General features: G+C 72.4%; 24 protein-coding genes. 11 read left to right on the forward strand and 13 right to left on the reverse strand.

From position 1 onward, the window contains the following. The 3 genes from EOE48_RS06070 to EOE48_RS06080 form a co-directional block, all read right to left on the reverse strand. Entirely contained in the window at positions 1-1194 is a 1194-nt protein-coding gene (locus EOE48_RS06070) for an Mrp/NBP35 family ATP-binding protein (protein WP_127727891.1), read from the reverse strand. 135 nt (positions 1195-1329) lie between these two features. Further along, entirely contained in the window at positions 1330-2622 is a 1293-nt protein-coding gene (locus tag EOE48_RS06075) for a nicotinate phosphoribosyltransferase (RefSeq protein WP_127727892.1), read from the reverse strand. Positions 2623-2736: 114 nt separating this feature from the next. Beyond that, positions 2737-3246: a pyridoxamine 5'-phosphate oxidase family protein gene (locus tag EOE48_RS06080; RefSeq protein ID WP_127727893.1), complete on the reverse strand. Its 510-nt coding sequence runs from the start codon at positions 3244-3246 to the stop codon at positions 2737-2739. 594 nt (positions 3247-3840) lie between these two features. Here EOE48_RS06080 and EOE48_RS06085 point away from each other — a divergent pair. The 5 genes from EOE48_RS06085 to hisN all read left to right on the forward strand — a co-directional run bounded on the left by EOE48_RS06085 (position 3841) and on the right by hisN (position 9978). Beyond that, complete coding sequence (locus tag EOE48_RS06085) at positions 3841-4854, forward strand: ABC transporter substrate-binding protein (RefSeq protein WP_127727894.1); 1014 nt, start codon at positions 3841-3843, stop codon at positions 4852-4854. 44 nt (positions 4855-4898) lie between these two features. Continuing rightward, positions 4899-5864, forward strand: a complete 966-nt coding sequence (locus EOE48_RS06090) for a FecCD family ABC transporter permease (RefSeq protein ID WP_127728039.1) — start codon at positions 4899-4901, stop codon at positions 5862-5864. Further along, the gene (locus tag EOE48_RS06095) at positions 5861-6625 is read left to right on the forward strand and encodes an ABC transporter ATP-binding protein (protein WP_127727895.1); all 765 of its coding nucleotides are present in this window, start codon (positions 5861-5863) and stop codon (positions 6623-6625) included. Before EOE48_RS06090 ends, EOE48_RS06095 begins: the two co-directional genes overlap by 4 nt. 226 nt (positions 6626-6851) lie before the next feature. Then, a complete protein-coding gene (locus EOE48_RS06100; RefSeq protein ID WP_127727896.1) occupies positions 6852-8879 on the forward strand; it encodes an AI-2E family transporter in 2028 nt (675 codons plus the stop codon). 310 nt (positions 8880-9189) lie between these two features. Continuing rightward, the gene (gene hisN / locus EOE48_RS06105) at positions 9190-9978 is read left to right on the forward strand and encodes a histidinol-phosphatase (protein WP_127727897.1); all 789 of its coding nucleotides are present in this window, start codon (positions 9190-9192) and stop codon (positions 9976-9978) included. On the opposite strand, the gene EOE48_RS06110 is transcribed toward hisN, so the two are convergent. Continuing rightward, positions 9968-10972, reverse strand: coding sequence for an alpha/beta hydrolase (locus tag EOE48_RS06110; RefSeq protein WP_127727898.1), 1005 nt, complete (start codon positions 10970-10972; stop codon positions 9968-9970). The genes hisN and EOE48_RS06110 overlap by 11 nt on opposite strands. Positions 10973-11198: 226 nt before the next feature. On the opposite strand from EOE48_RS06110, the gene EOE48_RS06115 reads away from it, so the two are divergent. Continuing rightward, positions 11199-11666 (forward strand): Hsp20 family protein, encoded by a 468-nt coding sequence (locus EOE48_RS06115; protein WP_127727899.1) that lies wholly within the window; start codon positions 11199-11201, stop codon positions 11664-11666. A 318-nt stretch (positions 11667-11984) separates the two neighbouring features. Here the strand turns inward: EOE48_RS06115 and EOE48_RS06120 are convergent, their stop codons facing one another. After that, positions 11985-12422, reverse strand: a complete 438-nt coding sequence (locus tag EOE48_RS06120) for an RNA polymerase subunit sigma-70 (protein ID WP_127727900.1) — start codon at positions 12420-12422, stop codon at positions 11985-11987. A 194-nt stretch (positions 12423-12616) separates the two neighbouring features. On the opposite strand from EOE48_RS06120, the gene EOE48_RS06125 reads away from it, so the two are divergent. Both EOE48_RS06125 and hemC read left to right on the forward strand, forming a co-directional pair. Continuing rightward, entirely contained in the window at positions 12617-12916 is a 300-nt protein-coding gene (locus EOE48_RS06125; RefSeq protein WP_127727901.1) for an antibiotic biosynthesis monooxygenase family protein, read from the forward strand. 121 nt (positions 12917-13037) lie between these two features. Beyond that, a complete protein-coding gene (gene hemC / locus EOE48_RS06130) occupies positions 13038-13973 on the forward strand; it encodes a hydroxymethylbilane synthase (protein ID WP_127727902.1) in 936 nt (311 codons plus the stop codon). Between the two features lie 40 nt (positions 13974-14013). On the opposite strand, the gene EOE48_RS06135 is transcribed toward hemC, so the two are convergent. The 4 genes from EOE48_RS06135 to EOE48_RS06150 all read right to left on the reverse strand — a co-directional run bounded on the left by EOE48_RS06135 (position 14014) and on the right by EOE48_RS06150 (position 16423). Next, positions 14014-14472, reverse strand: a complete 459-nt coding sequence (locus EOE48_RS06135; RefSeq protein ID WP_127727903.1) for a peptidylprolyl isomerase — start codon at positions 14470-14472, stop codon at positions 14014-14016. 63 nt (positions 14473-14535) lie between these two features. Further along, positions 14536-15075, reverse strand: coding sequence for a peptidylprolyl isomerase (locus tag EOE48_RS06140; protein ID WP_127727904.1), 540 nt, complete (start codon positions 15073-15075; stop codon positions 14536-14538). Between the two features lie 41 nt (positions 15076-15116). After that, on the reverse strand, positions 15117-15617 hold the full coding sequence (gene coaD, locus EOE48_RS06145) for a pantetheine-phosphate adenylyltransferase (protein ID WP_127727905.1): 501 nt from the start codon (positions 15615-15617) through the stop codon (positions 15117-15119). Positions 15618-15667: 50 nt separating this feature from the next. Then, a complete protein-coding gene (locus tag EOE48_RS06150; protein ID WP_127727906.1) occupies positions 15668-16423 on the reverse strand; it encodes a phosphodiester glycosidase family protein in 756 nt (251 codons plus the stop codon). A 148-nt stretch (positions 16424-16571) separates the two neighbouring features. Here EOE48_RS06150 and EOE48_RS06155 point away from each other — a divergent pair, with 148 nt between their 5' ends. Next, positions 16572-17120 carry a hypothetical protein gene (locus EOE48_RS06155; RefSeq protein WP_127727907.1) on the forward strand — a complete coding sequence of 183 codons (549 nt, stop codon included), beginning with the start codon at positions 16572-16574 and terminating at the stop codon, positions 17118-17120. 56 nt (positions 17121-17176) lie between these two features. On the opposite strand, the gene EOE48_RS06160 is transcribed toward EOE48_RS06155, so the two are convergent. Next, a complete protein-coding gene (locus tag EOE48_RS06160) occupies positions 17177-17584 on the reverse strand; it encodes a DUF4174 domain-containing protein (RefSeq protein ID WP_127727908.1) in 408 nt (135 codons plus the stop codon). A 250-nt stretch (positions 17585-17834) separates the two neighbouring features. Between EOE48_RS06160 and EOE48_RS06165 the strand changes: the two genes are divergently transcribed. Together EOE48_RS06165 and EOE48_RS06170 are read left to right on the forward strand one after the other, a co-directional pair. After that, on the forward strand, positions 17835-18851 hold the full coding sequence (locus EOE48_RS06165; RefSeq protein WP_127727909.1) for an NADP-dependent oxidoreductase: 1017 nt from the start codon (positions 17835-17837) through the stop codon (positions 18849-18851). Positions 18852-18978: 127 nt separating this feature from the next. Next, the gene (locus EOE48_RS06170; RefSeq protein WP_127727910.1) at positions 18979-19836 is read left to right on the forward strand and encodes a 2-keto-4-pentenoate hydratase; all 858 of its coding nucleotides are present in this window, start codon (positions 18979-18981) and stop codon (positions 19834-19836) included. A gap of 255 nt (positions 19837-20091) precedes the next feature. Here the strand turns inward: EOE48_RS06170 and hemW are convergent, their stop codons facing one another. The 3 genes from hemW to EOE48_RS06185 form a co-directional block, all read right to left on the reverse strand. Further along, complete coding sequence (gene hemW / locus EOE48_RS06175) at positions 20092-21258, reverse strand: radical SAM family heme chaperone HemW (RefSeq protein ID WP_127727911.1); 1167 nt, start codon at positions 21256-21258, stop codon at positions 20092-20094. A 60-nt stretch (positions 21259-21318) separates the two neighbouring features. Next, the gene (locus tag EOE48_RS06180; protein ID WP_127727912.1) at positions 21319-22062 is read right to left on the reverse strand and encodes a M48 family metallopeptidase; all 744 of its coding nucleotides are present in this window, start codon (positions 22060-22062) and stop codon (positions 21319-21321) included. Positions 22063-22189: 127 nt separating this feature from the next. After that, entirely contained in the window at positions 22190-23458 is a 1269-nt protein-coding gene (locus EOE48_RS06185; RefSeq protein WP_127727913.1) for a polyhydroxyalkanoate depolymerase, read from the reverse strand. Positions 23459-23689 lie beyond the last annotated feature (231 nt).

Raw genomic sequence — 23689 nt, forward strand, 5'->3', positions numbered from 1 at the left:
CTACTCGATGACGATCCGCGGCGCCTGCCGCCCGACCGGCGCGCCGGAGAGGTTGGCCCACAGGGCGGCGGCGATGTCCCGGTAGACCCCGGCCTGCGGACTGTCGGGATCGACCGCCACCACCGGGCGGCCGGCATCCGAGCTCTCGCGGATCGCCATGGTCAGCGGCACCTCGCCGAGGAACGGCACGCCGAGGCGCTGCGCCTCGACCCGGGCGCCGCCATGGCCGAAGATGTGCGAGGCGCCGCCGCAATGCGGGCAGACGAAGGTCGCCATGTTCTCGATCACGCCGAGGATCGGCACCTCGACCCGGCGGAACATCGTCACGCCGCGCCGCGCATCGATCAGCGCGAGGTCCTGCGGCGTCGACACGATGACGGCGCCGGCGAGCGGCGTCGCCTGGGCCATGGTGAGCTGGGCGTCGCCGGTGCCGGGCGGCATGTCGACGATCAGCACGTCGAGCTCGCCCCAGGCGACCTCGCGCAGGAGCTGGGTCAGCGCCGACTGCACCATTGGCCCGCGCCAGATCATCGCCGTGTCGGCCTGGATCAGGAAGCCGATCGACATCACCGGCAGGCCGTAGCCGTTGAGCGGCACGATGCGCTGGCCCTGCGGGGTATCGATGGTCTCGGGCTTCTGGTCGAGCCCGAACAGCTTGGGCACCGACGGCCCGTAGATGTCGGCGTCGAGGAGCCCGACCTTGAGCCCCTGCGCCTTGAGCGCGAGGGCGAGGTTGCAGGCGGTGGTCGACTTGCCGACGCCGCCCTTGCCGGAGGCCACCGCCACGACGTGGCGCACGCCCGGCAGCGCCGGCCCGGGGCGCGGCGCGCCGCCGCTGCCGCGGGCCGGGGCATGGGAATGGCCGTGGGCGTGCGCATGGCCCGGCCCGCCGGAGGCCCGCACCGGCGGGCCGTTGGCCGCCGTGCCGGACGGGGCGGCCGGCGCGCGCTCGTTCGTGAGGCTCGCGAAGGCGCCCTTGACGCCGGGGATCTTCAGCACCGCGATCTCGGCCGCCTGCCGGACCGGCTCGAACGCCTCGGCCTCGGCCGCCGTCACCACGATCGAGAACATCACCCGGTTCGACGGATCGATGACGATCTCCGACAGGCGCCGGGAGGCCGGCAGGGAGGTGCCGCCGGCCTCCACGGCCACGCCGGCCAGGGCCTTCAGCACGTCGTCACGGGTAATCGCCACGGGCTTTGCTCCTTCCGGGACTTCTCACCCCGGCTCACCCCGCAAGGCCGAGCATGCTCGGCCCGGTTCACCCTGCATGTAGCCGATGGATGCGCGAACGCCAGGGCGGACGAAGGTCGCGCCGGCCGATGCCGCTCACACCAGGACCGGCTGCGCCGCCTGCTCGCCGACCCCGAACACCCGCTTGTAGCGCTCGACCTCGTCCTCGGGGCCGAGCGCCTTGGTCGGGTTGTCGGACAGCTTCACGGTCGGGCGGCCGTCGGCCGAGATGACCTTGCACACGATCGAGATCGGATCGAGGCGCCGGTCGGGGGCGAGGCCGCGGAAGTCGTTGGTCAGCAGCGTGCCCCAGCCGTAGCCGATCCGCATCCGGCCGTGGAAGCGGTGGTGGATCATCTCGATCGAATCGACGTCGAGCCCGTCGGAGAAGATCGCGAGCTTGTCCTTCGGGTTCCTGCCGTGGGCGCGCCACCACGCGATCGCCTCCTCGCCGCCCTCGATCGGGTCCTTCGAATCGATGCGGATGCCGGTCCAGTCGGCGATCCAGTCCGGCGCGCGCTCCAGGAAGCCGCTGGTGCCGTAGGTGTCGGGCAGGATCACCAGCAGGTTGCCGGCATAGTCCTCCTGCCAGTCCGACAGCACGCCGTAGGGGGCGGCGGCCAGCGCCGCGTCGGTCTCGGCCAAAGCCGCGTAGACCATCGGCAGCTCGTGGGCGTTGGTGCCGACCGCCTCGATGTCGTGGCGCAGGGCGATGAGGCAGTTCGAGGTGCCGAGGAAGTGCGGCCCCAGTCCCTCGATCATCGCCTCGACGCACCAGTCCTGCCACAGGAAGCCGTGCCGGCGCCGTGTGCCGAAATCGGCGACCGACAGGCCGGGCATGGACTTGAGGCGGGTAATCTTCTCCCACAGCCGGGTCATCGCCCGGGCGTAGAGCACCTGGAGGTCGAACTTGCCCATCCCCTTGAGCACGCCGCGCGAGCGCAGCTCGTTGAGGATGGCGAGCGCCGGCACCTCCCACATCGTGGTCTCGATCCACGGGCCGTGGAAGGTGAGCACGTACTGCCCGTCCTGCTTCTCCAGCAGGTATTCGGGGAAGCGGAAGCTCTCGAGCCAGTCCATGAAGTCCGGCGAGAACATCTGGCGCTGACCGTAGAAGGTGTTGCCGCGCAGCCAGGTCGACTCGCCGCGGGTGAGCCGCAGCGAGCGGCAATGGTCGAGCTGCTCGCGCAGCTCGCCCTCGTCGATGAGTTCGGACAGGCGCACCCGGGCGGTGCGGTTGTGGATGCCGAAGGTGACGGCGACGTCCCGGTGACGGCGGAAGATCGTCTGCGCCATCAGGAGCTTGTAGAAGTCGGTATCGAGCACGGAGCGGATGATCGGGTCGATCTTCCAGGTGTGGTTGTAGACCCTGGTCGCCAGATCAAGCATCACGCACACGTCCGCTGGTCGGGCCCGCGGCCCGCTCCGTGGCGGTCACCGCACACGGAAGCCCGGCCGAAGTCAAGCTTCGGCCGGGCCCGGTCGGCGAGCGGGACGGGGAACTCAGCGGGCCGAGAGGTCGACGGCCTTCTTCTCGGTCTTGGGCGACTCGCCGGTCACGGCGGCCTTCACGTAGCCGTAGAGGTGCAGCATCGTCGAGTTCGGGCTGTCCCAGTACTCGCCCTTCTCGGGGTGGACGCGGATCAGCGCCACCTTCGGGTCGTCCTTGCCGCCCGGGAACCAGGTCTTGAGGCTCTCGCTCCACTTGTCGTCGATCTTGGCCTTGTCGCGCACGATCTCGGCCTTGCCGGAGACCGAGACGTAGTTCTGGCTCGACGGGTCGGAATAGGCGAGGTTGATCTGGTTGTCGCGGCTGATCTCGGTGGTCACCGGGGCATCGACCTGGACGAAGAACCACAGGTCGCCGTTCTCGTCGGCGTCCTGGTTCCACATCGGGCGGCTGCGGAGCTGACCGTCGGAATCGACCGTGGTCATCATCGCGATCTTCACGTCCTTGATGAGCGAGAAGAGCTTCTGCGCGCCCTCGTGGTCGCGGTGGCTGCCCTGGTGCATCGTCGTGCGTCTCCGTGGACAATCGGGAGCCGCCGGCCCCGTGGCGCGGCGGCGGGGCCGGCGGCCGGCCCGAAGTGACCTGACAACGGACGACCTCGGCAATGGTTTCGGTTCTCGGGTTTCGGTTCTCGGGTTTCGGTTCTCGGGTTTCGGTTCTCGTGTTCCGGTTCTCGCGCGGCGAGGCGTCGTGCGCTATGGCGCGCCCCGGCGTGCCACTCCCGCGTGCCCGTGAGGCCGAGATGAAGATCAGCGCGCGCAACGTCGCCGCTGGCAGCGTCCACGAGGAGCTCGACCACCACACTCCTGCGGGTCGAGATCGGCGGCGGACAGGACGTGAGTGCGGCGATCACCAACGAGGCGGTGGACGATCTCAGGCGTCAGGTCGGCCAGGCGGTGAAGGTGGCGGTCGACCGAGCGGTGGCTGTTCCAGAACCACGCCACCGCTGCGGACGCCCGCCGTCCGGCGCCCGCCGAACGCATCGTCGCCGTCGAGTGCGACGAGGAGGCGCTGGATCGCCGGAGCCGACGGCCTGGATTCCCGCCGGCGCCGCCCGACATCCGCAGGCGGGCGGGGTGCGACGAGGGAGCGATGCCATGCGGCCTGACCGGCGCAGCCTGATCGGCGGTCTGCTGGCGGCCGGGGCCCTCGGGCGCCCGGCCCGCGGCGCGTCCGGGCGGCGCCTGCCCGACCTGCCACGGCCGGCCTTGCGGGTGTTTCCCGCCGGGCCGCCGGCGGCGATCCTGCTCTACGCCCTGGCGCCGGACGCCCTGCTCGGCTGGCCCCGCGCCCTGCGCCCGGACGAACGGGCCTTCCTGCTGCCGGAGGTCGCCGCCCGGCCGGAACTCGGCCGGCTCACCGGGCGCGGCAACACCGCCAACCTCGAAGCGGTGCTGGCACTGAAGCCCGACCTGATCCTCGATGCCGGCGCGACCGGCGAGACCTACCGCTCGCTGGCCGAGCGGGTCGAGGCGCAGACCGGCATCCCGTACGCGCTCCTCGACGGACGACTGGAGAGCACGCCCGCGACCTGCCGCGCCCTCGGCCGCCTGCTCGGCCGCGAGGCCGAGGCCGCAGCGCTCGCCACAACGGCCGAAGCCACCCTGGCGACGGTGCGCGAGCGGGTCGCCGCGGTGCCGGTGGCGGAGCGGCCGCGGGTCTACCTCGCCCGCGGGCCGCGCGGCCTGGAGACCGCCCGGGCCGGGTCGGTCAATGCCGAGACCCTGGCGCTGCTCGGCGCCGTCAACGTCGCGGGCGAGGGCGGCGGTCTCGCCCAGGTCTCGCCCGAGGACGTGCTCGCCTTCGCGCCGGAGGTCGTGGTCGCCCTCGACCCCGACTTCGCCGCCGCCGCCCGGAGCGACCCGCTGTGGCAGGGCACGCCGGCGGGCCGGGCCGGGCGGATCCACCTCGTCCCGTCGCTGCCCTTCGGCTGGGTCGACTTCCCGCCCTCGGTCAACCGGCTGCTCGGCCTATGGTGGATCGGCGCCCGGCTCTACCCGCGCCGGTTCCCGGAGGACCTGCGCGCCATCGCCCGCGACTTCCACGCCCGGTTCTACCACGTCGCGCCCGACGAGGCGGGGCTCGACCGGATCCTGGCGGGTACGCGGTGAGCCGCCCGTCCGCCGCCGGGCCGCTCCTCGCCCTGACCCTGCTGATGCTCGGCATCGCCCTCGCCTTCGCGGTCGGCCGCTACCCGGTCGCGCCCGGCGACGCCGCCCGGGTGCTGCTCGCCAAGCTGACCGGCGGCCCGGCGAGCGTACCTCCGGCGGTCGAGGCGGTGGTGCTGCAGATCCGCGGGCCGCGCATCGCCGCGGCGATCCTCGTCGGCAGCGCCCTCGCGGCGGCCGGGGCGGCGTTCCAGGGGCTGTTTCGCAACCCGCTGGTCTCGCCCGACATCCTCGGCGCCTCGTCAGGGGCAGCGCTCGGCGCGGTGCTCGGCATCTGGCTGTCGCTGGGCGTGCTCGGAATCGAGCTGCTCGCCTTCGCGGGCGGGCTGGCGGCGGTGGCGGCAGTCTATGCGATCGGCACCGCGCTCGGCCGGCGCGACCCGGTGCTGGTCCTGGTGCTCGCCGGCATCGTCGTCGGCTCGCTGCTGGGCGCCGGGATCGGCCTGATGAAGTTCCTCGCCGACCCCTACAACCAGTTGCCCGCGATGACGTTCTGGCTGCTCGGCAGCCTGTCGGCGATGCACGCCGCCGACCTCGTGCCGCTGCTGGTGCCGGTGGTCCTCGGCACCGGGCTGCTCCTGCTGCTGCGCTGGCGGCTCGACGTGCTGTCGCTGCCCGACGAGGAGGCGCGGTCGCTCGGCCTCGCCACCGGCCGCCTGCGCCTCGCCATCGTGGCCGCCGCGACGCTCGTCACCGCCGCGAGCGTCGCGGCTGCCGGCATCGTCGGCTGGATCGGGCTGGTGGTGCCCCACCTCGCCCGCTTCCTCGTCGGGCCGGGCTTCGGGCGCCTGCTGCCGGTCTCGGCCCTGCTCGGGGGCGCGACGCTCCTCGTCATCGACACCCTGGCGCGCACGCTCGCGCCGGTCGAGGTGCCGCTCGGCGTGCTGACCGCCCTCGTCGGCACGCCGCTGTTCCTCGTCCTCCTCGTGCGCGCCGACAGGGACTGGCAGTGACGCTGCTCACCGCGACCGGCCTCGCCTTCGGCTATCGCGGCCGCGCGATCGGCCGCGGGCTCGACCTCGCGGTCGCGGGCGGCGAGGTGCTGGCGCTGCTCGGCCCCAACGGCGGCGGCAAGACCACGCTGCTGCGCACCCTGCTCGGCCTGCTGCCGCCGCTCGCCGGAACCGTCGCGGTCGCGGGCCACCCGCTGGAGCGGCTGTCGGCGCGCGAGCGCGCCCGGCTCGTCGCCGCGGTGCCGCAGGCGGCGGGCGGGGCCTTCGCGTTCACCGCGCTCGCGGTGGTGCTGATGGGCCGCACCAGCCGGTCCGGCCTGTTCGCCGCGCCCTCGCGGGGCGACCACCGCGCCGCCGCGGCCGCCCTCGACCGGCTCGGCATCGGCCACCTCGCGGCGCGGCCGGTCAACCGGATCTCCGGCGGCGAGCGCCAGCTCGTGCTGATCGCCCGCGCCCTGGTGCAGGAGCCGCGCCTGATCGTGCTCGACGAGCCCACCGCCAGCCTCGACTTCGGCAACCAGGGGCTGGTGATGCGCGAGATCACCCGCCTGCGCGACGCCGGCCTCGGCGTCGTCTTCACCACCCACGATCCCAACCAGGCCGCCCGCTACGCCGACCGGGCGCTGCTGCTGCGCGCCGGGCGCACCCTGGCCCAGGGGCCGGTGGGCGAGGTTCTCGATCCGGCGCGGCTCGGCGCCCTCTACGGTGCGCCGGTCATTGAGGTTCGCGGGGACGGGGCGCGGGCCTTCCTGCCGGCATAGCCGGTGCCGGCGTAGCCGGTGCACGTTAGGACACGCGCAAACCAATGACGCGCCAGGAAAATCCTCCGGTCCGGGAGAAGCGTGGCGGCACCGATGCGGGATCCAAACCGCCCCCGCCGCCGTTCCTCCGGTGAGTGCACGCGTTGAGTGCGTTTCCGGCAAACTTCCCGGGTCCTGCACCCTGGAGTTGCCGATCCCGCACCGAAGTCCGGAGTCGAGCAGGCGCATGGCGAGCGAATCGCGGAACCAGGGTTCCCTCCTGCCACGGCGTCCCGCCCGGGTTCACCCGGCCGAAACGCCCGGCGACGGCGTGGCGGCGCCGCTTCTCATCTGCGCCCTCGTGGTGGCCGGCCTGTATCTCGGCCGCGACATCCTCATCCCGATCGCCATTGCGCTGCTGCTGAGCTTCGTGCTCAGCCCGTTCATCGGCCTGTTGCGCAAGCTGAAGCTCGGCCGGCTGCTGTCGGTCGGCATCGCGGTCCTCACCACGATCGGCCTCGTGGCTTTGCTCGCCGGCATCATCGGCATGCAGCTCGCCGACCTGTCCTCCGGCCTGCCCCGCTACCAGCGCACCGTCGAGCAGAAGGTCGAGAACCTGAAGCAGGGGCCGCTCGGCGACGCCGCCGGCTACCTGCGCAGCATCGGCCAGCGGATCCACACCGCCACCAGCGAGTCCAAGGAGGAACCGGCGGCGGCGCGCCCGAGCGAACCCGCGGGCGAGAAGCCCCTGGTGGTCGAGGTGCAGCAGCGGGCGATGACGCCGCTCGAACTCGTCGAGAAGGTGGTGGCCCCGGTCCTGTCGCCGCTCGCCACCACCGGCATCGTGTTCGTGGTGCTGATCTTCATCCTGGTGCAGCGCGAGGACCTGCGCGACCGGATGATCCGCCTCATCGGCTCCCGCGACCTGCACCGGACGACGGTGGCGATGGACGACGCAGCCCGCCGGCTCGGCCGCTTCTTCCTGGTGCAGCTCGGGCTCAATGCCGGCTTCGGCCTCGTGATCGGCACCGGGCTGTGGCTGATCGGGGTGCCGAATCCGATCCTGTGGGGCATCTTCTCCGCGCTGATGCGCTTCGTGCCCTATGTCGGGGCGTTCCTGTCGGCCCTGCTGCCGCTGGCGCTCGCCGCCGCGGTCGATCCGGGCTGGAACATGGTGCTGGCCACCGCGCTGCTGTTCATCGTGATCGAGCCGGTGGTCGGGCACTTCATCGAGCCGCTGGTCTACGGCCACTCCACCGGCCTGTCGCCGTTCGCGGTGCTGGTCGCGGCCCTGGTCTGGACCTGGCTGTGGGGCCCGGTCGGCCTGCTGCTCGCCACGCCGCTGACCGTCTGCCTCGTCGTGCTCGGCCGCCACGTCGAGGCGCTCGAATTCCTCGACGTGCTGTTCGGCGACCGGCCGGCGCTGACGCCGGTGGAGAACTTCTACCAGCGCATGCTCGCCGACGACCCGGACGAGGCGCACGAGCTCGCCGAGGCGATCCTCGCCGAATGCTCGCTGTCCTCGTACTACGACGAGGTCGCGATCAAGGGGCTCCAGCTCGCCGCCGCCGACGCCCGCCGCGGCGTGCTCACCGGCGAGCAGCTCGAGCGGATCCGCACCGCGATCTCGGGGCTGGTCCACGATCTGTCGGACCGCGACGACGTCACGCCGGATTCCACCCCGACCCTCGCGGGCCGGCTGCTGCGCCGCCCGTCCGAGGAGGTGCCCTGCGCCGCCGAGCCGGCGGTGCCCGACGCCCCGTCCCCCGAGGCCCTGCCGGAGGCGTGGCGGCGCGAGGGCGCGGTCCTGTGCGTCGCCGGGCGCGGCCCCCTCGACGAGGCCGCCTCCCTGATGATGGCGCAGATCCTCGGCAAGCATGGCCTCGGCACCCGTCTGGTGCCGTTCGAGGCGGTGTCGCGGGAGGGGATCGGATCCCTCGAGGTCGGGGACGTCCGGATGATCTGCATCTCCTGCCTCGAGATCGTCGGCACCCCGGCGCATCTGCGCTACCTCGTCCAGCGCCTGCGCCGCCGCCTGCCGGAAGCCCGGATGCTGGTCGGCCTGTGGTCGTCGGACGACGCGGCCCTGCGCGACCCGGCCGCCCGCACGGCGCTCGGCACCGACCACACCACCACGACCCTGCGCGAGGGCGTCGAGGCCTGCCTCGCCGCAGCCCGCGACGACGCGGCCGCCGCCCCGGTCGTCCGGCCCGGGACGGCGCCCCGGCCGATCCCGGCCCAGGTCGCGGCCCTGACCGAAGGCGCCCCGGCCTGACGCGAAAGCCGCGAGGGCAATCGGGTGAAACCCGATTGTCGATCCGTTGGGCGCGAGGAGCGCCCCGCGCAGCGGGTCCGGGAGGACGAACGTCCTCTCGGACGCAGAGCGGAGCGAAGCCAAGGTCGCGGCGACACGGCGTGTCGCGCGGCCGCCGGCGCCTGAGGCCAAGCAAGAAACCCAGGGCAATCGGGTGAACCCGATTGCCCTGGAAAGCCGCCGCCCGCGCTTGACGCGGGCGCCGCGAGGCCGTCTCGATCCCCCGGACCCCGGCCGACCGGCCGGCGAATCGGAACCCGGGACGGACTCGATGAGCGTGGTGGATTTCGCACGGTTCGTGGACGACCTCGCGACCCAGTCGGGCGGCGCGATCCTGCCGTTCTTCCGCGCGGCGTTCTCGACCGAGGACAAGGCCCGGGGCGGCGGTGCGTTCGATCCGGTCACCGAGGCCGACCGGGCCGGCGAGACGGTGATGCGCCGCCTCATCAAGCAGACCTTCCCGGGCCACGGCATCCTCGGCGAGGAATTCGGCACCGAGGGCGCCGACGCGGAATACGTCTGGGTGCTCGACCCGATCGACGGCACCCGCGGCTTCATCGCCGGGCTGCCGCTGTGGGGGACGCTCATCGGCCTCACCCGCCACGGCGTGCCGTGCTACGGCCTGATGAACCAGCCCTTCACCGGCGAGCGCTTCTCCGGCGACGGCAAGTCCGCGCAGTATCGCGGGCCGCACGGCAGCCGGCGCCTGCACGCCCGCCGCAAGGCCGACCTCAAGGACGCCGTGATGGCCACCACCGACCCGCGCCTGTTCGCCGAGGGGCCGGACCGGGACGCCTACGGCCGGGTCGAGGCGGCGGTGCGCCTCGCCCGCTACGGCACCGACTGCTACGCCTACTGCATGCTGGCGGCCGGCCAGATCGACCTCGTGGTCGAGACCGGGCTCAAGCCCTACGACATCGTGGCGATGATCCCGGTGATCGAGGGCGCCGGCGGCGTGGTGACGACCTGGGACGGCGGCCCGGCGGCCGGCGGCGGCGCCATCGTGGCGGCCGGCGACCCGCGCCTGCACGAGGCCGCCCTGAAGCTCCTCAGGCCCTGACGGGCGTGGGGGAAAGGGTCGACTGGAGCGAGGCCGACTCGGGCACGGCCGAGGTGCCGGGCACGAAGGCGTCGAAGGCGGCCCAGAACTCCTCGCGCACGGTGTCGCGCTCCATCAGGATCTCGTGGCGGGCGCCCGGCAGGGTGATGGTGTGGCCGGCCTTGAGCCGGGCGGCGAAGCGCTGGATCGCCGGCGTGCTGCAGACCGGGTCGTCGCCGGCGGCGAAGACCAGAACCGGCACGCGGATCGGCGCCGGCCAGCGCGGATCCTCGAACGGCGCCATCGCCCGGAAGGCGGCGGCAAGCCACGCCACGGTCGGGTCCCCGACCGCCCCGGCCCCGACCGCGAGCGCCGCGGCGGCGTTGCGGGCGTAGCGCTCGGGATCGGTGGTGAGGCGGTTGCCGGGGAACGGCTTGGTGGCGATCGAGACCGGGCCGCCGCCCGGGACGTAGCTCCGGCCGCCGCCGAGGCGGTTCAGGAAGGCCGCGAGCCGCATCGCGGCGCGGGGCCGGCGGATCATGCAGATCGCCACCATCGGCGCCAGGGTGACCAGCCGCTCGAACGGCAGCCAGCCCTCCCGCGCCGCGGTCAGGCACACCGCCCCGCCCATCGAATGCGCGAGGCCGAAGAACGGCCGCGGCATCGCCGGCTCCAGGACGCCGGATTCGACCGCCGCGAGGTCGAGCCGGTACTCGCCGAAGTCGCCGACATGGCCCTTGTGGGCGTCCCGCACCGTGCGGTCGGAGCCGCCCTGGCCGCGCCAGTCGAACGCCACCACGGCGAAGCCGCGCCGGCGCAGGTCGCCGATCGTCTCGTAGTACTTCTCGATGAACTCGGCCCGCCCCTGGACGAGGCAGACCGTGCCGCGGGTCGTCCGGGTGGTCGCCGGCCAGGTCGCGGCCCGCAGGGTGAGGCCGTCGGCGGTCCGCACCGGCACCAGGGTGGCGCCGGGGGGCACCGGGTTGCCGGGCGTGGCGAGAAGCGTGAGGGTCACGGGGCACCTCGAACCGGGTCGCGGGATCGGCCGGGATCCGCCAGCGAAGCTGCGCTTCCGGCGAGCGAAATCAAGCGCGGAAAAATCGCCATCCCGCCTCTTGAACGTCGAAAACCCACCCCGATATCACGGGAGCGCCGGCCCCTAGTGGCGGCGCAGACGAAGACAGGTCCGGCCCCTGCGGCGGACCGAACAACCGCATATTGCTTCAGACGGAGAATATGTCATGCGTCAGTTCGACCTTGCTCCCCTCTACCGCTCGACTGTCGGTTTCGATCGTCTCTTCTCGGCTCTCGACCAGTTCGTGAGCGCGGAGACGGCACCGAGCTATCCGCCCTACAACATCGAGCGCACCGGCGAGAACGCCTACCGGATCACCGTGGCGGTCGCCGGCTTCACCGACCAGGATCTGTCGATCGAGGTCCGTGAGAACGCGCTGACGATCAAGGGCGAGCGCCAGCCGGCGCCGGCGAAGCAGACCGAGGTCCTGCACCAGGGCATCGCCGCGCGCAGCTTCGAGCGCCGGTTCCAGCTCGCCGACCACGTCCAGGTGACGGGGGCGGCGCTGGAGAACGGCCTGCTCCACATCGATCTCGTCCGCGAGATCCCGGAGGCCAAGAAGCCGCGCCAGATCGAGATCGCGACGGGCCGCCGCCCGCAGGCGATCGAGGCCACGGTGCAGAAGGCCGCGTGAGGGAAGCGCTCAACCCGCGTTGAGTCGAACGGGCGCCCCGGCCGCAAGGCCGGGGCGTTCTTGCGCGTGCCGGCGGTCGACGTGATGCGCGGGCCCGCCCTCCCCCCTCTGCGGGGGAGGGTGCCCGGCGGAAGCCAGGCGGGAGAGGGGAATCACGCTGCCGGATAGGTCGCGACTGAACTGACAGACGCCCCATCCGGCACCGTCGCGCTCCCCTCTCGGCGGGACTTCGTCCCGCTGCGCTCGCTCCGCTCGCCACCCTCCCCCGCAGAGGGGGGAGGGTTGGGGCAGTGCTCGCGCTTGAAAAATTCTAGCGCCTCACAGATCCCCGAACGCCAGTTGCGCCTGCGGCCCCTTGCCCTTCCGGGCCGCCGTCGCCCCGGCCTTCTCGCTTGCCCGCCGCGGCTTCTTCTTCGGCTCGGCGCCGCGCATGCGGGCCTTGGCCTTGTCGCGGGCCACCGCCTCGGGAGCGTGGGGGTCGCCGGAGAGCCACTTGCCGCGCTTGATGACCTCGTTGACCCGGCCCTGGTTCACCCCGAGCTTGAACGCGATCTCCTGCTGGGTCATCTCGGTCGAGCCGTGAAGCTCCAGGATCGTGCGGGCCAGTTCCGGCGTCATCTTCTTGCCGGCGATGCGCCGGGCCGGCTTGGTGGTGCGGGTGGCCCGGTCGCGCTCGCGCAGACGCTCCAGCACCGCGAGCGCCATCAGCATGCCGTTCTCGCGCAGGGCCTCCTCGAACTCCTTCAGCGTCGTCATGGCGACCCCTTCTGGCCTCTGTGTCGAGGGAACGGCCGCGCTCGGGCAGGGTTGCCCCGCTTGCCGTGGATATTCACGGTTTGTGCGCGCCGGCCGTCGCGATGGCAACACGCATCCACCGTCTATCCACCGCCCGACATGGACTTCGTCCCCCGGATCGCGCATGTCGGGCACAACCTGAACGGGAGGAAACGATGGTTCTGGAGATCGCGCGGATCGAGGTGAAGCCGGGCCAGGAATCGGCCTTCGAAGAGGGCGTCGCCAAGGCGGCCGAGCTGTTCCGCCGCGCCAAGGGCTGCCGCGGCATGGAATTGCAACGCTCGGTCGAGAATCCGAGCCACTACCAGTTGATGGTGCAGTGGGAGACCCTGGAGAACCACACGGTCGACTTCCGCGGCTCGGAGGATTTCCAGGCGTGGCGGGCCCTGGTGTCGGAGCATTTCGTCGCCCCGCCGCAAGTCGAGCACACCGTCGTGGCGGTGAAGGGCTTCTGAAACCCCGCCCGCTCCCGTTCGTCGGCCGGTGGGACCCGCGAGCGGGAGCGAACAGGTGACGCGGGCGGGGTTCTCGTCTACTCGGCAAGAGAGACCCGCCCACAGACGGCACCAGAGCATCATGGCCTCACGTCCCCTGCGCATCGGCACCCGCGGCAGCCCGATGGCGCTGGCGCAGACCGGGATGGTCCGCGACCGCATCGCCGCGGCGCATCCGGACCTCGCCGAGCCGGGGGCGATGGAACTCGTCGTCATCACGACCGTGGCCGACAAGGTGCTCGACCGTCCGCTGTCGGAGATCGGCGGCAAGGGGCTGTTCACCAAGGAACTCGAACAGGCGCTGTTCGCCGACCGGATTGACCTCGCGGTCCACTCGATGAAGGACGTCGAGACCTGGCTGCCGGACGGCCTCGTGATCGCGGCGGTCCTGGAGCGCGACGACCCGCGCGACGCCTTCCTGTCGCCGCGGGCGAGCCGGCTGATCGACCTGCCGCCGGGCAGCCGCGTCGGCACCTCCTCCCTGCGCCGCGGCGCCCAGGTGCTGATGCGCCGGCCCGACCTCGCCATCGTGCCGCTGCGCGGCAACGCCAACACGCGGATGCGCAAGCTCCAGGACGGCGAGTGCGACGCGACCCTGCTCGCCATCGCCGGGCTGGAGCGGCTTGGCCTCGCCCATCTCGCCCAGGACGTGATGCCGGTCGCCGACATGCTGCCGGCGGTGGCGCAGGGGGCGCTCGGCATCGAGTGCCGGGCCGACGATGCCGACCTGATCGCCCGGCTCCAGGCGGTGGCCTGCCCACGCACCACCACGGCCTTGATGGCCGAGCGGTCGCTGCTCGCCGAACTCGACGGCTCGTGCCGCACGCCGATCGCCGCGCTGGCGCAGATCGACGGCGACCGCCTGACCCTCGATGGCCTGCTGTTCAAGCCCGACGGCAGCGCCCACTGGGCCACCCATCGCTCGGGCCTCGCCGCCGACGCCGCCGCGATCGGCCGCGACGCCGGCGCGCATCTCAAGGCGCAGGCGGGCGAGACCTACCGGCGCGAGTTGCAGTGACGAGGGCGTGACGGCGGCAGCGCCGCCGCCACGCGGGAGATCACGCCGCCTGCACGCGCATCGACACGATGGTGTCGGGATCGCGCACCGGCTCGCCGCGCTTGATCTGGTCGACGACCTCCATGCCCTCGGTGACCTTCCCCCACACGGTGTACTGCTTGTCGAGGAAGCGGGCGTCGGAAAAGCAGATGAAGAACTGCGAGTTCGCCGAGTGCGGGAAGTTGGTGCGGGCCATCGAGCAGGTGCCGCGCACGTGCGGCTCGGCGTTGAACTCGGCCTTCAGGTCGGGCAGGTCGGAGCCGCCCGAGCCGGTGCCGGTCGGGTCGCCGGTCTGGGCCATGAAGCCGTCGATGACCCGGTGGAACGGCACGCCGTCGTAGAAGCCGCGCTCGCTCAGGGTCTTGATCCGCTCGACATGGGCGGGGGCGAGGTCCGGGCGCAGGGCGATGACCACCCGGCCCTTGCTCGTCTCCATCACGAGCGTGTTGCTGTCGGCCATGGGAAACTCCTGGTTTCGAGAGAATGCAGCGCCGTCGCCCGGCGCTCTCGTCTTGTGCGAAGCCTACTGGGCCAGCGACATCTTGACGATCTTGTCGGGGCCGTCGACCTGACCGTTGGCGGCCTTCGAGCCCTTCTTGATCTTGTCGACCACGTCCATGCCCGACGTGACCACGCCGACGACCGTGTACTGGTTGTCGAGGAACGGCGCGTCGCCGAAGCAGATGAAGAACTGCGAGTTGGCCGAGTTCGGGCTCTGCGAGCGGGCCATGCCGACCGTGCCGCGCTTGAACGGGGCGCTGCTGAACTCGGCCGGGATGTCGGGCAGCTTCGACTTGCCGGTGCCGGTGCCGGTCGGGTCGCCGGTCTGGGCCATGAAGCCGTCGATGACCCGGTGGAACGGCACGCCGTCGTAGAAGCCCTGCTTGGTCAGCGCCTTGATCTGGGCGGCGTGCTTGGGCGCGATGTCGGGACGGAGCTGGATCGTGATCCGGCCGTCCTTGGTGTCGAGGTAGATCGTGTTCGCGTCGGCCGCCAGCGCGGCACGGCCGAGGCCGATCGTGGCCGCCAGCGACAGGGTCAGGGCGACGAGCCATCGGATCATGAGACTTCTCCCGAGGATGGTGGAACCGGACGCGAGCGCGCTCAGGCCCGGGCGAACCGCGCCGCCAGCCGCTCGGCCACCACGGCCGGCACGAACGGCCGCACGTCGCCGCCCATCGCGGCGATCTGCCGGACCAGGGTGGCGGTGATCGGCCGCACGCCGGTCGAGGCCGGCAGGAACACCGTCTGCACCTCCGGCGCCATCGCGCCGTTCATCCCGGCGAGCTGCATCTCGTAGTCGAGATCGGTGCCGTCGCGCAGGCCGCGGATGAACAGCCCGGCGCCGGCCCGGCGGGCGGCCGAGACCGCGAGGTCGTCGAAGGTCACGACGTCGAGCGCCGTCCCCTCGGCGGCGGCCAGCGGGCCGCAGGTCTCCCGGATCAGGTCGGCCCGCTCCTCGGCGGAGAAGAGCGGCGCCTTGCCCGGATGGACCCCGATGGCGACGACGAGGCGGCCGACGAGGCGGCAGGCCTGGCGCACCACGTCGAGGTGGCCGTTGGTCACCGGGTCGAACGAGCCGGCATAGAGGGCGGTGCGGTTCATCGCCGACCGAGGTAGAGCATTTCGTCCGGAAACGGAACCGCGGGCGGCGCTTACCGCGCCACCGCGCCGACGAGCGGCCCCAGCGGCCGGCTCAGGTCCGAGCGTCCGAGCGAGGGCGCGTAGAGGCTCGACACGCTGCCGTCGAGGAACAGCGCGTCGGGACAGTGCAGGCCGTCGCGGAACAGGCGGGCGAAGGCGCCGAAGCTCACCGGGCGCTCCGAGATCGCGAACACCGCGGTGCGGCCGTCGGCGCGCACGCCGACGCCATTGCGAATCTTCTGCGACGGCCCGTCGGCGGAGATCTTCGGGTGGATGCGCCCGGCGATGACCAGCATCGGCCCGGACTGGGTCGCGAACTCCGCCTTCGGTCTCGCCTTCAAATAGCGCCCGGTCTCCAGCACCCCGGCCCGGTCGCCGGCGACGTAGAACACCCCGTTGGGCTTGAGGTGGAAGTTGCCCGGCCCGTCGGCGGTGCTGGCGCCCTTCAGCTCGCGCCCGTCCTCGACGTAGAGCCCGACCGGGCCCTGGGCCGAATCGTACATGCCGGCATTCATCGCGAAGGACAGGCCGGCCTGCGAATCGGCGAGGCGCGACAGCGAGCCGTAGGGCTGCCCGTCCGCCCCGCGCCAGAACAGCCGGATCCGGGTCCGGCGCAGGTCGGCGGTGCAGACCGCGTAGGTCTCGCCCTCGTGGGTCACGGGCGCGCACGGGGCCGGGGCCGCCGCGCCGGCGCGCAGCGGGAACAGGGCCGCGACCACGACGAGGCAGGCCACCGGACGGGCGTGCGGGGTGCGTCTCCTCGGCATGAGGCGAAGGTCTCCGTTCGGGATGCCCGGTCCGGGCGCCGGGGGCGGTATAGCGGCTGGCGGACAAAATGCAGCACGAACCGGATTCGCCGCCCCGGCGTTGTTCCGGCCTGGGGGATTCGATGACCTTTCTCGCGGAGATCGTGACATGAAACGGGTGTTGATGGCCTCGGCCGCCCTCGCCGGCTCGCTGCTGCTCGTCCCGACCTTGGCCGAGGCCCGGCCGGGCGGCGGCTTCGGCGGCGGCTTCCACGGTGGCGGTTTCCACGGCGGCGGCTTCGGCGGCGGCTTCCGGGGCGGTGGCTTCGGCGGTCGCGGCTTCGGCGGCGGCTTCGGCCGCCCGGGCTTCGCCGGCGCCCGCTTCGGCGGTCCCGGTTTCGGCCGCGGCTTCTACGGTGGCGGCTACGGCCGCGGCTTCGGCGGCGGCTATCGCGGCTACGGCTGGCGCCGGGGCGGGTACGGCTACGGCCTCGCCGGCGCCGGGATCGGCCTGGGTCTCGGCCTCGGCCTCGCGGCGGCTTCCTCGCCCTATTACGGCGGCTACGGCTACGGCGGGTACGGCGGGGGCTACTATGGCGGCGGCTACGCCCCGGTGGGCTACTACGGCGGCGGCTATGGCGGCGAGTGCTATCAGGTCCCGCGCACCCGCTGGACGCCCTACGGCTGGCAGCGCGTGCTCGTGACCCGCTGCTACTGAGCCGATCCAGGTTCTGCGACACGACCGGAGCCGCCCGCGAGGGCGGCTCTTCTCGTTCAGCGGCGCCCGGCGGCCTCGTCGCGGCGCATGGGCATCGCGTCGATGATCTCGAACAGGCGCTCGGCGGAGATCGGCGCGGCGGCGCTGAGCTTGGCGCCGCCGTCCTTGCCGACCAGCACGGCGCGGAACTCCCGCGCCGGCAGCCCGAACCGGCGGCGCAGCCCCTCGGCCTCCACGCCCGGCCCGACCGCCTCGACCACCACGAGGTCGCGCTCGCGGCTGCCGCGCTGCGCCGCCGCGACGATGCGGCGCTGCTCGGCGAGGTGCGGATCGTCGGCATCGGCCGCGGCGATCACCAGAACCCGCGCCTTCCAGCGATAGGCGTCGAGGGAGGCCGCGCCCGCGACGCTCGGGACGGCGAGCACCAGCGACAGCGCGGCGGGAACGAACGGGGTGGAGGGCATCGAACGGCTCCCGAATGGGCCCGAGGGGATGTCCGGCTGAGCAGATCTCGCAGAAACGGCAGCCGGTTTTGCGACGAAAATCTGCGACACATCAAGAATCGAAACCGACGAAGCGTCGGCGTGCCGACGCGAGTCTGTTTTAGGTGTCGCGCGCGCCCGCGGCGACCAGGGCGGCGTTGACGCAGGCCGGTGCGGGACCCAAGTCGGAGACGAAAGCGGCTCGGCCGTCCGGCCGCCCAGGGAGGCTCCCATGTCCGAGATCAACCGCCGCATCGTCCTGGCGTCGCGCCCGCACGGCGAGCCGACCCCGGCGCATTTCCGGCTCGAGAAGGCGGCCGTGCCGGTGCCGCGGGACGGCGAGGTGCTGCTGCGCAACCGCTACCTCTCCCTCGATCCCTACATGCGCGGCCGGATGAGCGCGGCGAAGTCCTACGCCAAGCCGGTCGAGATCAACGAGGTGATGGTCGGCGGCACGGTCGCCGAGGTCGTCGCCTCGCACCGGCCGGACTTTTCCGTCGGCGACACCGTGGTGACGAGCTACGGCGGCTGGCAGGACTTCGCCGTCTCGGACGGCAGCGACCTGCGCCGCATCGACCCCGCCGCCGCCCCGGTCTCGACCGCGCTGGGCGTGCTCGGCATGCCGGGCATGACCGCCTATACCGGCCTGCTCAACATCGGCGCGCCCAAGCCCGGCGAGACCGTCGTGGTCGCCGCCGCCACCGGCCCGGTCGGCTCGCTCGTCGGCCAGATCGCGAAGCTGAAGGGCGCGCGGGCGGTCGGCATCGCCGGGGGCGCCGACAAGTGCCGCCACCTGACCGAGGAGCTCGGCTTCGACGCCGCGGTCGATCACCGCACCGGCGACCTGCCGGCCGCGCTCGCCGCCGCCTGCCCGGACGGCATCGACGTGTATTTCGAGAATGTCGGCGGAGCGGTCTTCGACGCGGTGCTGCCGCTGCTCAACGACTTCGCCCGCATCCCCGTCTGCGGCCTCGTCGCCAACTACAACATGACCGAGCTGCCGCCCGGCCCCGACAAGACCCCGGCGCTGATGCGCGCCGTGCTCAGCCGCCGGCTGCTGTTCCGCGGCTTCATCGTGTGGGATTTTCGCGATCAGTTGCAGGACTTCCTGACCGACGTGTCGGGCTGGCTGCGCGAGGGCCGGATCCATTACCGCGAGGACGTGGTCGAGGGGCTGGAGAGCGCGCCGGAGGCGTTCATCGGCCTGCTCAAGGGCCGCAACTTCGGCAAGCTGGTGGTGAAGCTCTGATCCAGGGCCATCGGGTTCACCCGATTGCCCTGAGCTCTGATCCATCCGGCGTTGACCGTCCGGGCCGCGCCTCCCACGATGCCGCCGGCGCACCCCGCTCCAGACGGGGCGGCATCGGGAGGACATCATGCACAGGCTCGCGGCTTTCCTCGGTCTCGCGGTCGTCGTCGCGACGCCCGCGGAGGCGGCCTGCCCGGCCGACGACGCGGTCGCGGCGACTCAAACGGCCTTCGCCGAGGGAAACCCGGCGAAGAGCTTCGGCCCCGGCCTCACCGTCGCGGACGGGCTGTGCGCCCAGGACAAGCTCGTCGCCCGGCTCCGGCCGCAGCTCGGCCGCGTCGTCGGCTACAAGGCGGCGGCGACCAGCAAGCGGATCCAGGAGGTGCTGAAGCTCGACGGACCGGCCCGCGGCACGCTGCTGGAGCGGATGCTGCTGCCGGACGGCAGCGAGGTCGCGGCCTCGCCGGCCTTCATGTCCGAGGCCGACATGCTGCTGGTGGTGAAGGACGAGGGCGTCAACGACGCCACCGAACCGGCCGAGATCGTCCGCCACCTCTCGGCGGCGGTGCCCTTCATCGAATTGCCGGGCGCGACGAGCCAACTCGCCAAGGGCGAGGTGCTGGACGGGCCGAACCTCATCGCGCTCAACGCCTTCGCCCGCCAGGGCGTGACCGGTACGCCGATCCCGCTGACCGGCAGCGCCGCCGACGTCGAGGCCCTCGGCACGATGCAGATCACCTTCGTGGACGACACCGGCAAGGAGCACGCCCGCTCGCCGGGCAGCGCGGTGCTCGGGCATCCCCTCGCGGTGGTGGCGTGGCTCGCCCGCGACCTCAAGGCGAGCGGTATCCGGCTCAAGGCCGGTGACGTCATCAGCCTCGGCTCGTTCTCGCCCTTCGTGCCGCCCCAGGCCGGCCGCACGATGACGGCGCGCTACGAGGGCCTGCCGGGCGGCGACGGGCAGGTGTCGGTGAGATTCCGGTGAGGCTCAGAGCCTGTTGACTCTCGATCTAAAGAACGGGCCCCCATTCCCGGACGACTGAAGCGAAGCGGAAGAAGATTCGGGATCCAGACGTCAGATGTGCCGCGAAGCGGCTCCGTCTGCCAGCGCTGTCGCTGTGTGTAGACGCTTCGCGACTTCTATGTGCTGGATCCCGGGCCTCCTTCCACTGCGTTCCACTCGTCCGGGAAAGGGGCGCTTCAAGCGGTCAATGCTGTCGACAATCGCCCAAACAGGCACTCACTCCCGCGCCAGTTCCGCCACGACCGCGTTGAGCAGCGGCGCCCCGCGCGCCGTCGCGGCGATGCGCCCGTCCGGGCGGCGGGCAACCAGCCCCTCGCCGAGGAGCCCGTCGAGGCGGGAGGCCGCGAGCGGCCGCCCGGTCAGGGCGGCGTAGCGGGCGGGGTCGATGCCCTCCGTGAGGCGCAGGCCCATCAGCAGGAACTCGTCGCCCTCCTGGTCGGGCGCCAGCGTTTCGGTGTCGACGATCCCGTGGCCGTCCTGCGCCACGCGGGCGAGCCAGGCTTCCGGGTTGCGCTCGGTGGCGGTGCCGGTGCGGCCTTCCGGCAGCACCAGCCGGCCATGGGCGCCGGGGCCGATGCCGGCATATTCGCCGTAGCGCCAGTACAGCAGGTTGTGGCGCGACTCGGCGCCCGGCCGGGCGTGGTTCGAGATCTCGTAGGCCGGCAGGCCGGCGGCGGCGCAGACCTCCTGCGTCACGTCGTAGAGGGCGCGGGCCGCGTCGTCGTCCGGCACGGTGAGCCGCCCGGCGGCGGCGAGGCCGTGGAACGGCGTCCCCTCCTCGATCGTGAGCTGGTAGAGCGACAGGTGTTCGGCGGCCCGGGCGATCGCCTCGCGCAGTTCCGCCGCCCAGGCGGCCGGGCTCTGATCGGGCCGGGCATAGATGAGGTCGAACGAGAACCGCTCGAAATGCGCCGCCGCGGTCTCGACCGCCGCCATCGCCTCGGCGGCGCCGTGCAGGCGGCCGAGGCGCTTGAGGTCGGGATCGTTGAGCGCCTGGACGCCGAGGGAGACCCGGTTGACCCCCGCCGCCCGGTAGCCGCGGAAGCGCCCGGCCTCGACGCTGGTCGGATTGGCCTCGAGGGTCACCTCGACGTCCGGGGCGACGCCCCAGGCGCCCGCGACCGCGTCGAGCAGCGTCCCGACGGTGGCCGGCTCCATCAGCGAGGGCGTGCCGCCGCCGAGGAAGATGCTGGTGACGGTGCGGCCCGGCGTGCGGGCGGCGGCCTGCGCGATGGCGCGCGCGAACGCCTCGCGCCAGCGCGCCTGATCGACGCCGGCATGGCGGACGTGGCTGTTGAAGTCGCAATACGGGCACTTCGCGGCGCAGAACGGCCAGTGCAGGTAGATGCCGAAGCCGACGTCGCGGGTGGGATGGTCGATCATCGCGCCGATGTGCCCCCGCCGGCGCCGCGGCACAAGCGGGCTCGGCGCCCCGGGGCGCCGTCACCCGTAGCGGTGCAGGCTGCTGCCGTGGCGCTTCAGCCAGGCCTCGGCGACGTCGAGGTCGGGGTAGAGCCGGGCCACGATCGCCCAGAACCGGTCGGAATGGTTCATCTCGGCGAGATGGGCGACCTCGTGCGCCGCGAGGTAGTCGAGGACGTGGGGCGGCGCCAGGATCAGCCGCCAGGAGAAGTTGAGCTGGCCGGTGGCCGAGCACGAGCCCCAGCGGCTGCGGGTGTCGCGCACGGTGAGGCGCTTGGGCGACCGCCCGAGTGCCCTGGCGTGGCGCGCCACCGCGGCGGCGAGGTCGCGCCGCGCCTCCGCCTCCAGGAAGTCGCGCACCCGCCGGCCGACATGCGGCAGCCCGCACGCCACGATGATCGCCGGCTCGCCCTCGGGCGTCGTCGCCAGCGCGGTGACGCCAGACGCGCCGGGCCGGTGCAGAATGCGGTGCGGCACGCCGCGCACCGGAACCACGGCGCCGGGCTCGAACGCCACCCGGTCGGGCAGCCTGGCGAGCCGCGCGGCGATCCAGCCGCCATGGCCGTCGGCGAAGGTCTGGGCCGCCGCGAGCGGGACGCGATCCGGCAGCGTCAGCACGATCTCGCCGGTCGCGCTCGACACCCGCAGGGTGATGCGCCGGGCCGCGGCGCGGCGGCGGATCGCGACCTGGAACGCGGTGCCGTCGTGCAGCACGGTGAGGTGGGTGGGCTCGGGCGCCGAACGGCGCCGCAACGCGACTCGCATCGCGGTGTCGTACAGGTTTCGTCCCGCCCCTGTCAGCGCCGCCGGGCCGGATGGATCCGGTCGCGGCGCCCGTCCGACGAAGGGAAGCAGGCGCCCGAGGAGGCCGGGCACCGGGCCCGGTCCCGCGTCAGACCGCCTCGCGCAGCGGCTCGACCGCTGTGCCCTGCATCTCGTGCATGAACTCCGAGATCCGCGGCATGATCTCCGAGCGGAAGCGCGAGCCGTTGAACACGCCGTAATGCCCGACCCCCTTCTGGAGGTGGTAGAGCTTGCGCTCGGGCGGCAGGTTCGGGGTGAGGTCGAGAGCCGCGAGGGTCTGGCCGACGCCGGAGATGTCGTCCTTCTCGCCCTCCACCGCCATGATGGCGCAGTGGCGGATCGCGGCGGGATCGACGCGCTCGCCGTGGTGGCGCATCTCGCCCTTCGGCAGGGCGTGCTCGACGAACACGGTGTTGACGGTCTGGAGGTAGAACTCCGCCGTCAGGTCCATCACCGACAGGTACTCGTCGTAGAACTCGCGGTGCTTCTCGGCCGAGTCGCCGTCGTGCCGCACGAGGTGCTTGAACATGTCGTAATGCGCCGTCAGGTGACGGTCGAGGTTCATGCCCATGAAGCCGGAGAGCTGGAAGAAGCCCGGATAGACCTGACGCCAGCTGCCCGGATAGCCCGGCGGCACGGTGGTGATGCAGTTGCGCTTGAACCATTCCTGGCCGCGCTCGGCGGCGAGGCAGTTCACGGCGGTCGGCGAGCGCCGGGTGTCGATCGGCCCGCCCATCAGGGTCATCGAGGTCGGCACGCCGGGGGTGCCGCGGGCCTCCATCAGCGCCACCGCGGCGAAGACCGGCACCGCCGGCTGGCACACCGCCATGACGTGCAGGTCCGGCCCGAGATGCTGGAACATCTCGATCAGGTATTCGATGTAGGTGTCGAGGTCGAATCGGCCGGCCGCCAGCGGCACCATGCGGGCGTCGTGCCAGTCGGTGATGACCACGTCGTGCGCCGGCAGCAGCGCCTCGACGGTGCCGCGCAGCAGCGTGGCGTAGTGGCCCGACATCGGCGCCACCACCAGCACCTTCGGCTGAGGGCGCGACGGCGTACGCTTGAGGTCGCGCTCGAAGCGGATCAGCCGGCCGAACGGCTTCTCCCAGATCACGCGCTCCGACACGTCGGTCGGGATGCCTTCGACCACGGTCCGGGGCAGGCCGAAATCCGGCTTGCCGTAGCGGCGGGTCGTGCGCTCGAACATCTCGCAGGCGGCCGAGACCGTGCGTCCGTAGGCCGTGTAGGTCACCGGGTTGACCGGGTTCTGAAACACGAGCTGCGTGGCGTCCGCGGCCGCGCGCGCCGGCGTCAGCATCCAGTGGGCCGCCTCGTACCAGAAATACGACAGATCCATCTGACCCCCGCCTTCACGAGGACGCCGCGATGCGGGGCACCTGCGACGCCGTCTGCCCCAACGTGAGATGCAGGGTGCGGGTTCCTGCGGAGGATTACAATGTTTGTGCAGCACGTGCATTCCATTTCGGCGTCTTGTGCCTTTTTGGTATCATCCTGCGGGCCGGCGCGACTCTGGGTCAGGTGAGGGGCGACCTCGCCGGTGCTCCGGACGGCGTACCCCGTCCGGACT

This window comes from Methylobacterium oryzihabitans (assembly GCF_004004555.2).
In the GTDB taxonomy this organism is placed as follows: Bacteria; Pseudomonadota; Alphaproteobacteria; order Rhizobiales; family Beijerinckiaceae; genus Methylobacterium; species Methylobacterium oryzihabitans.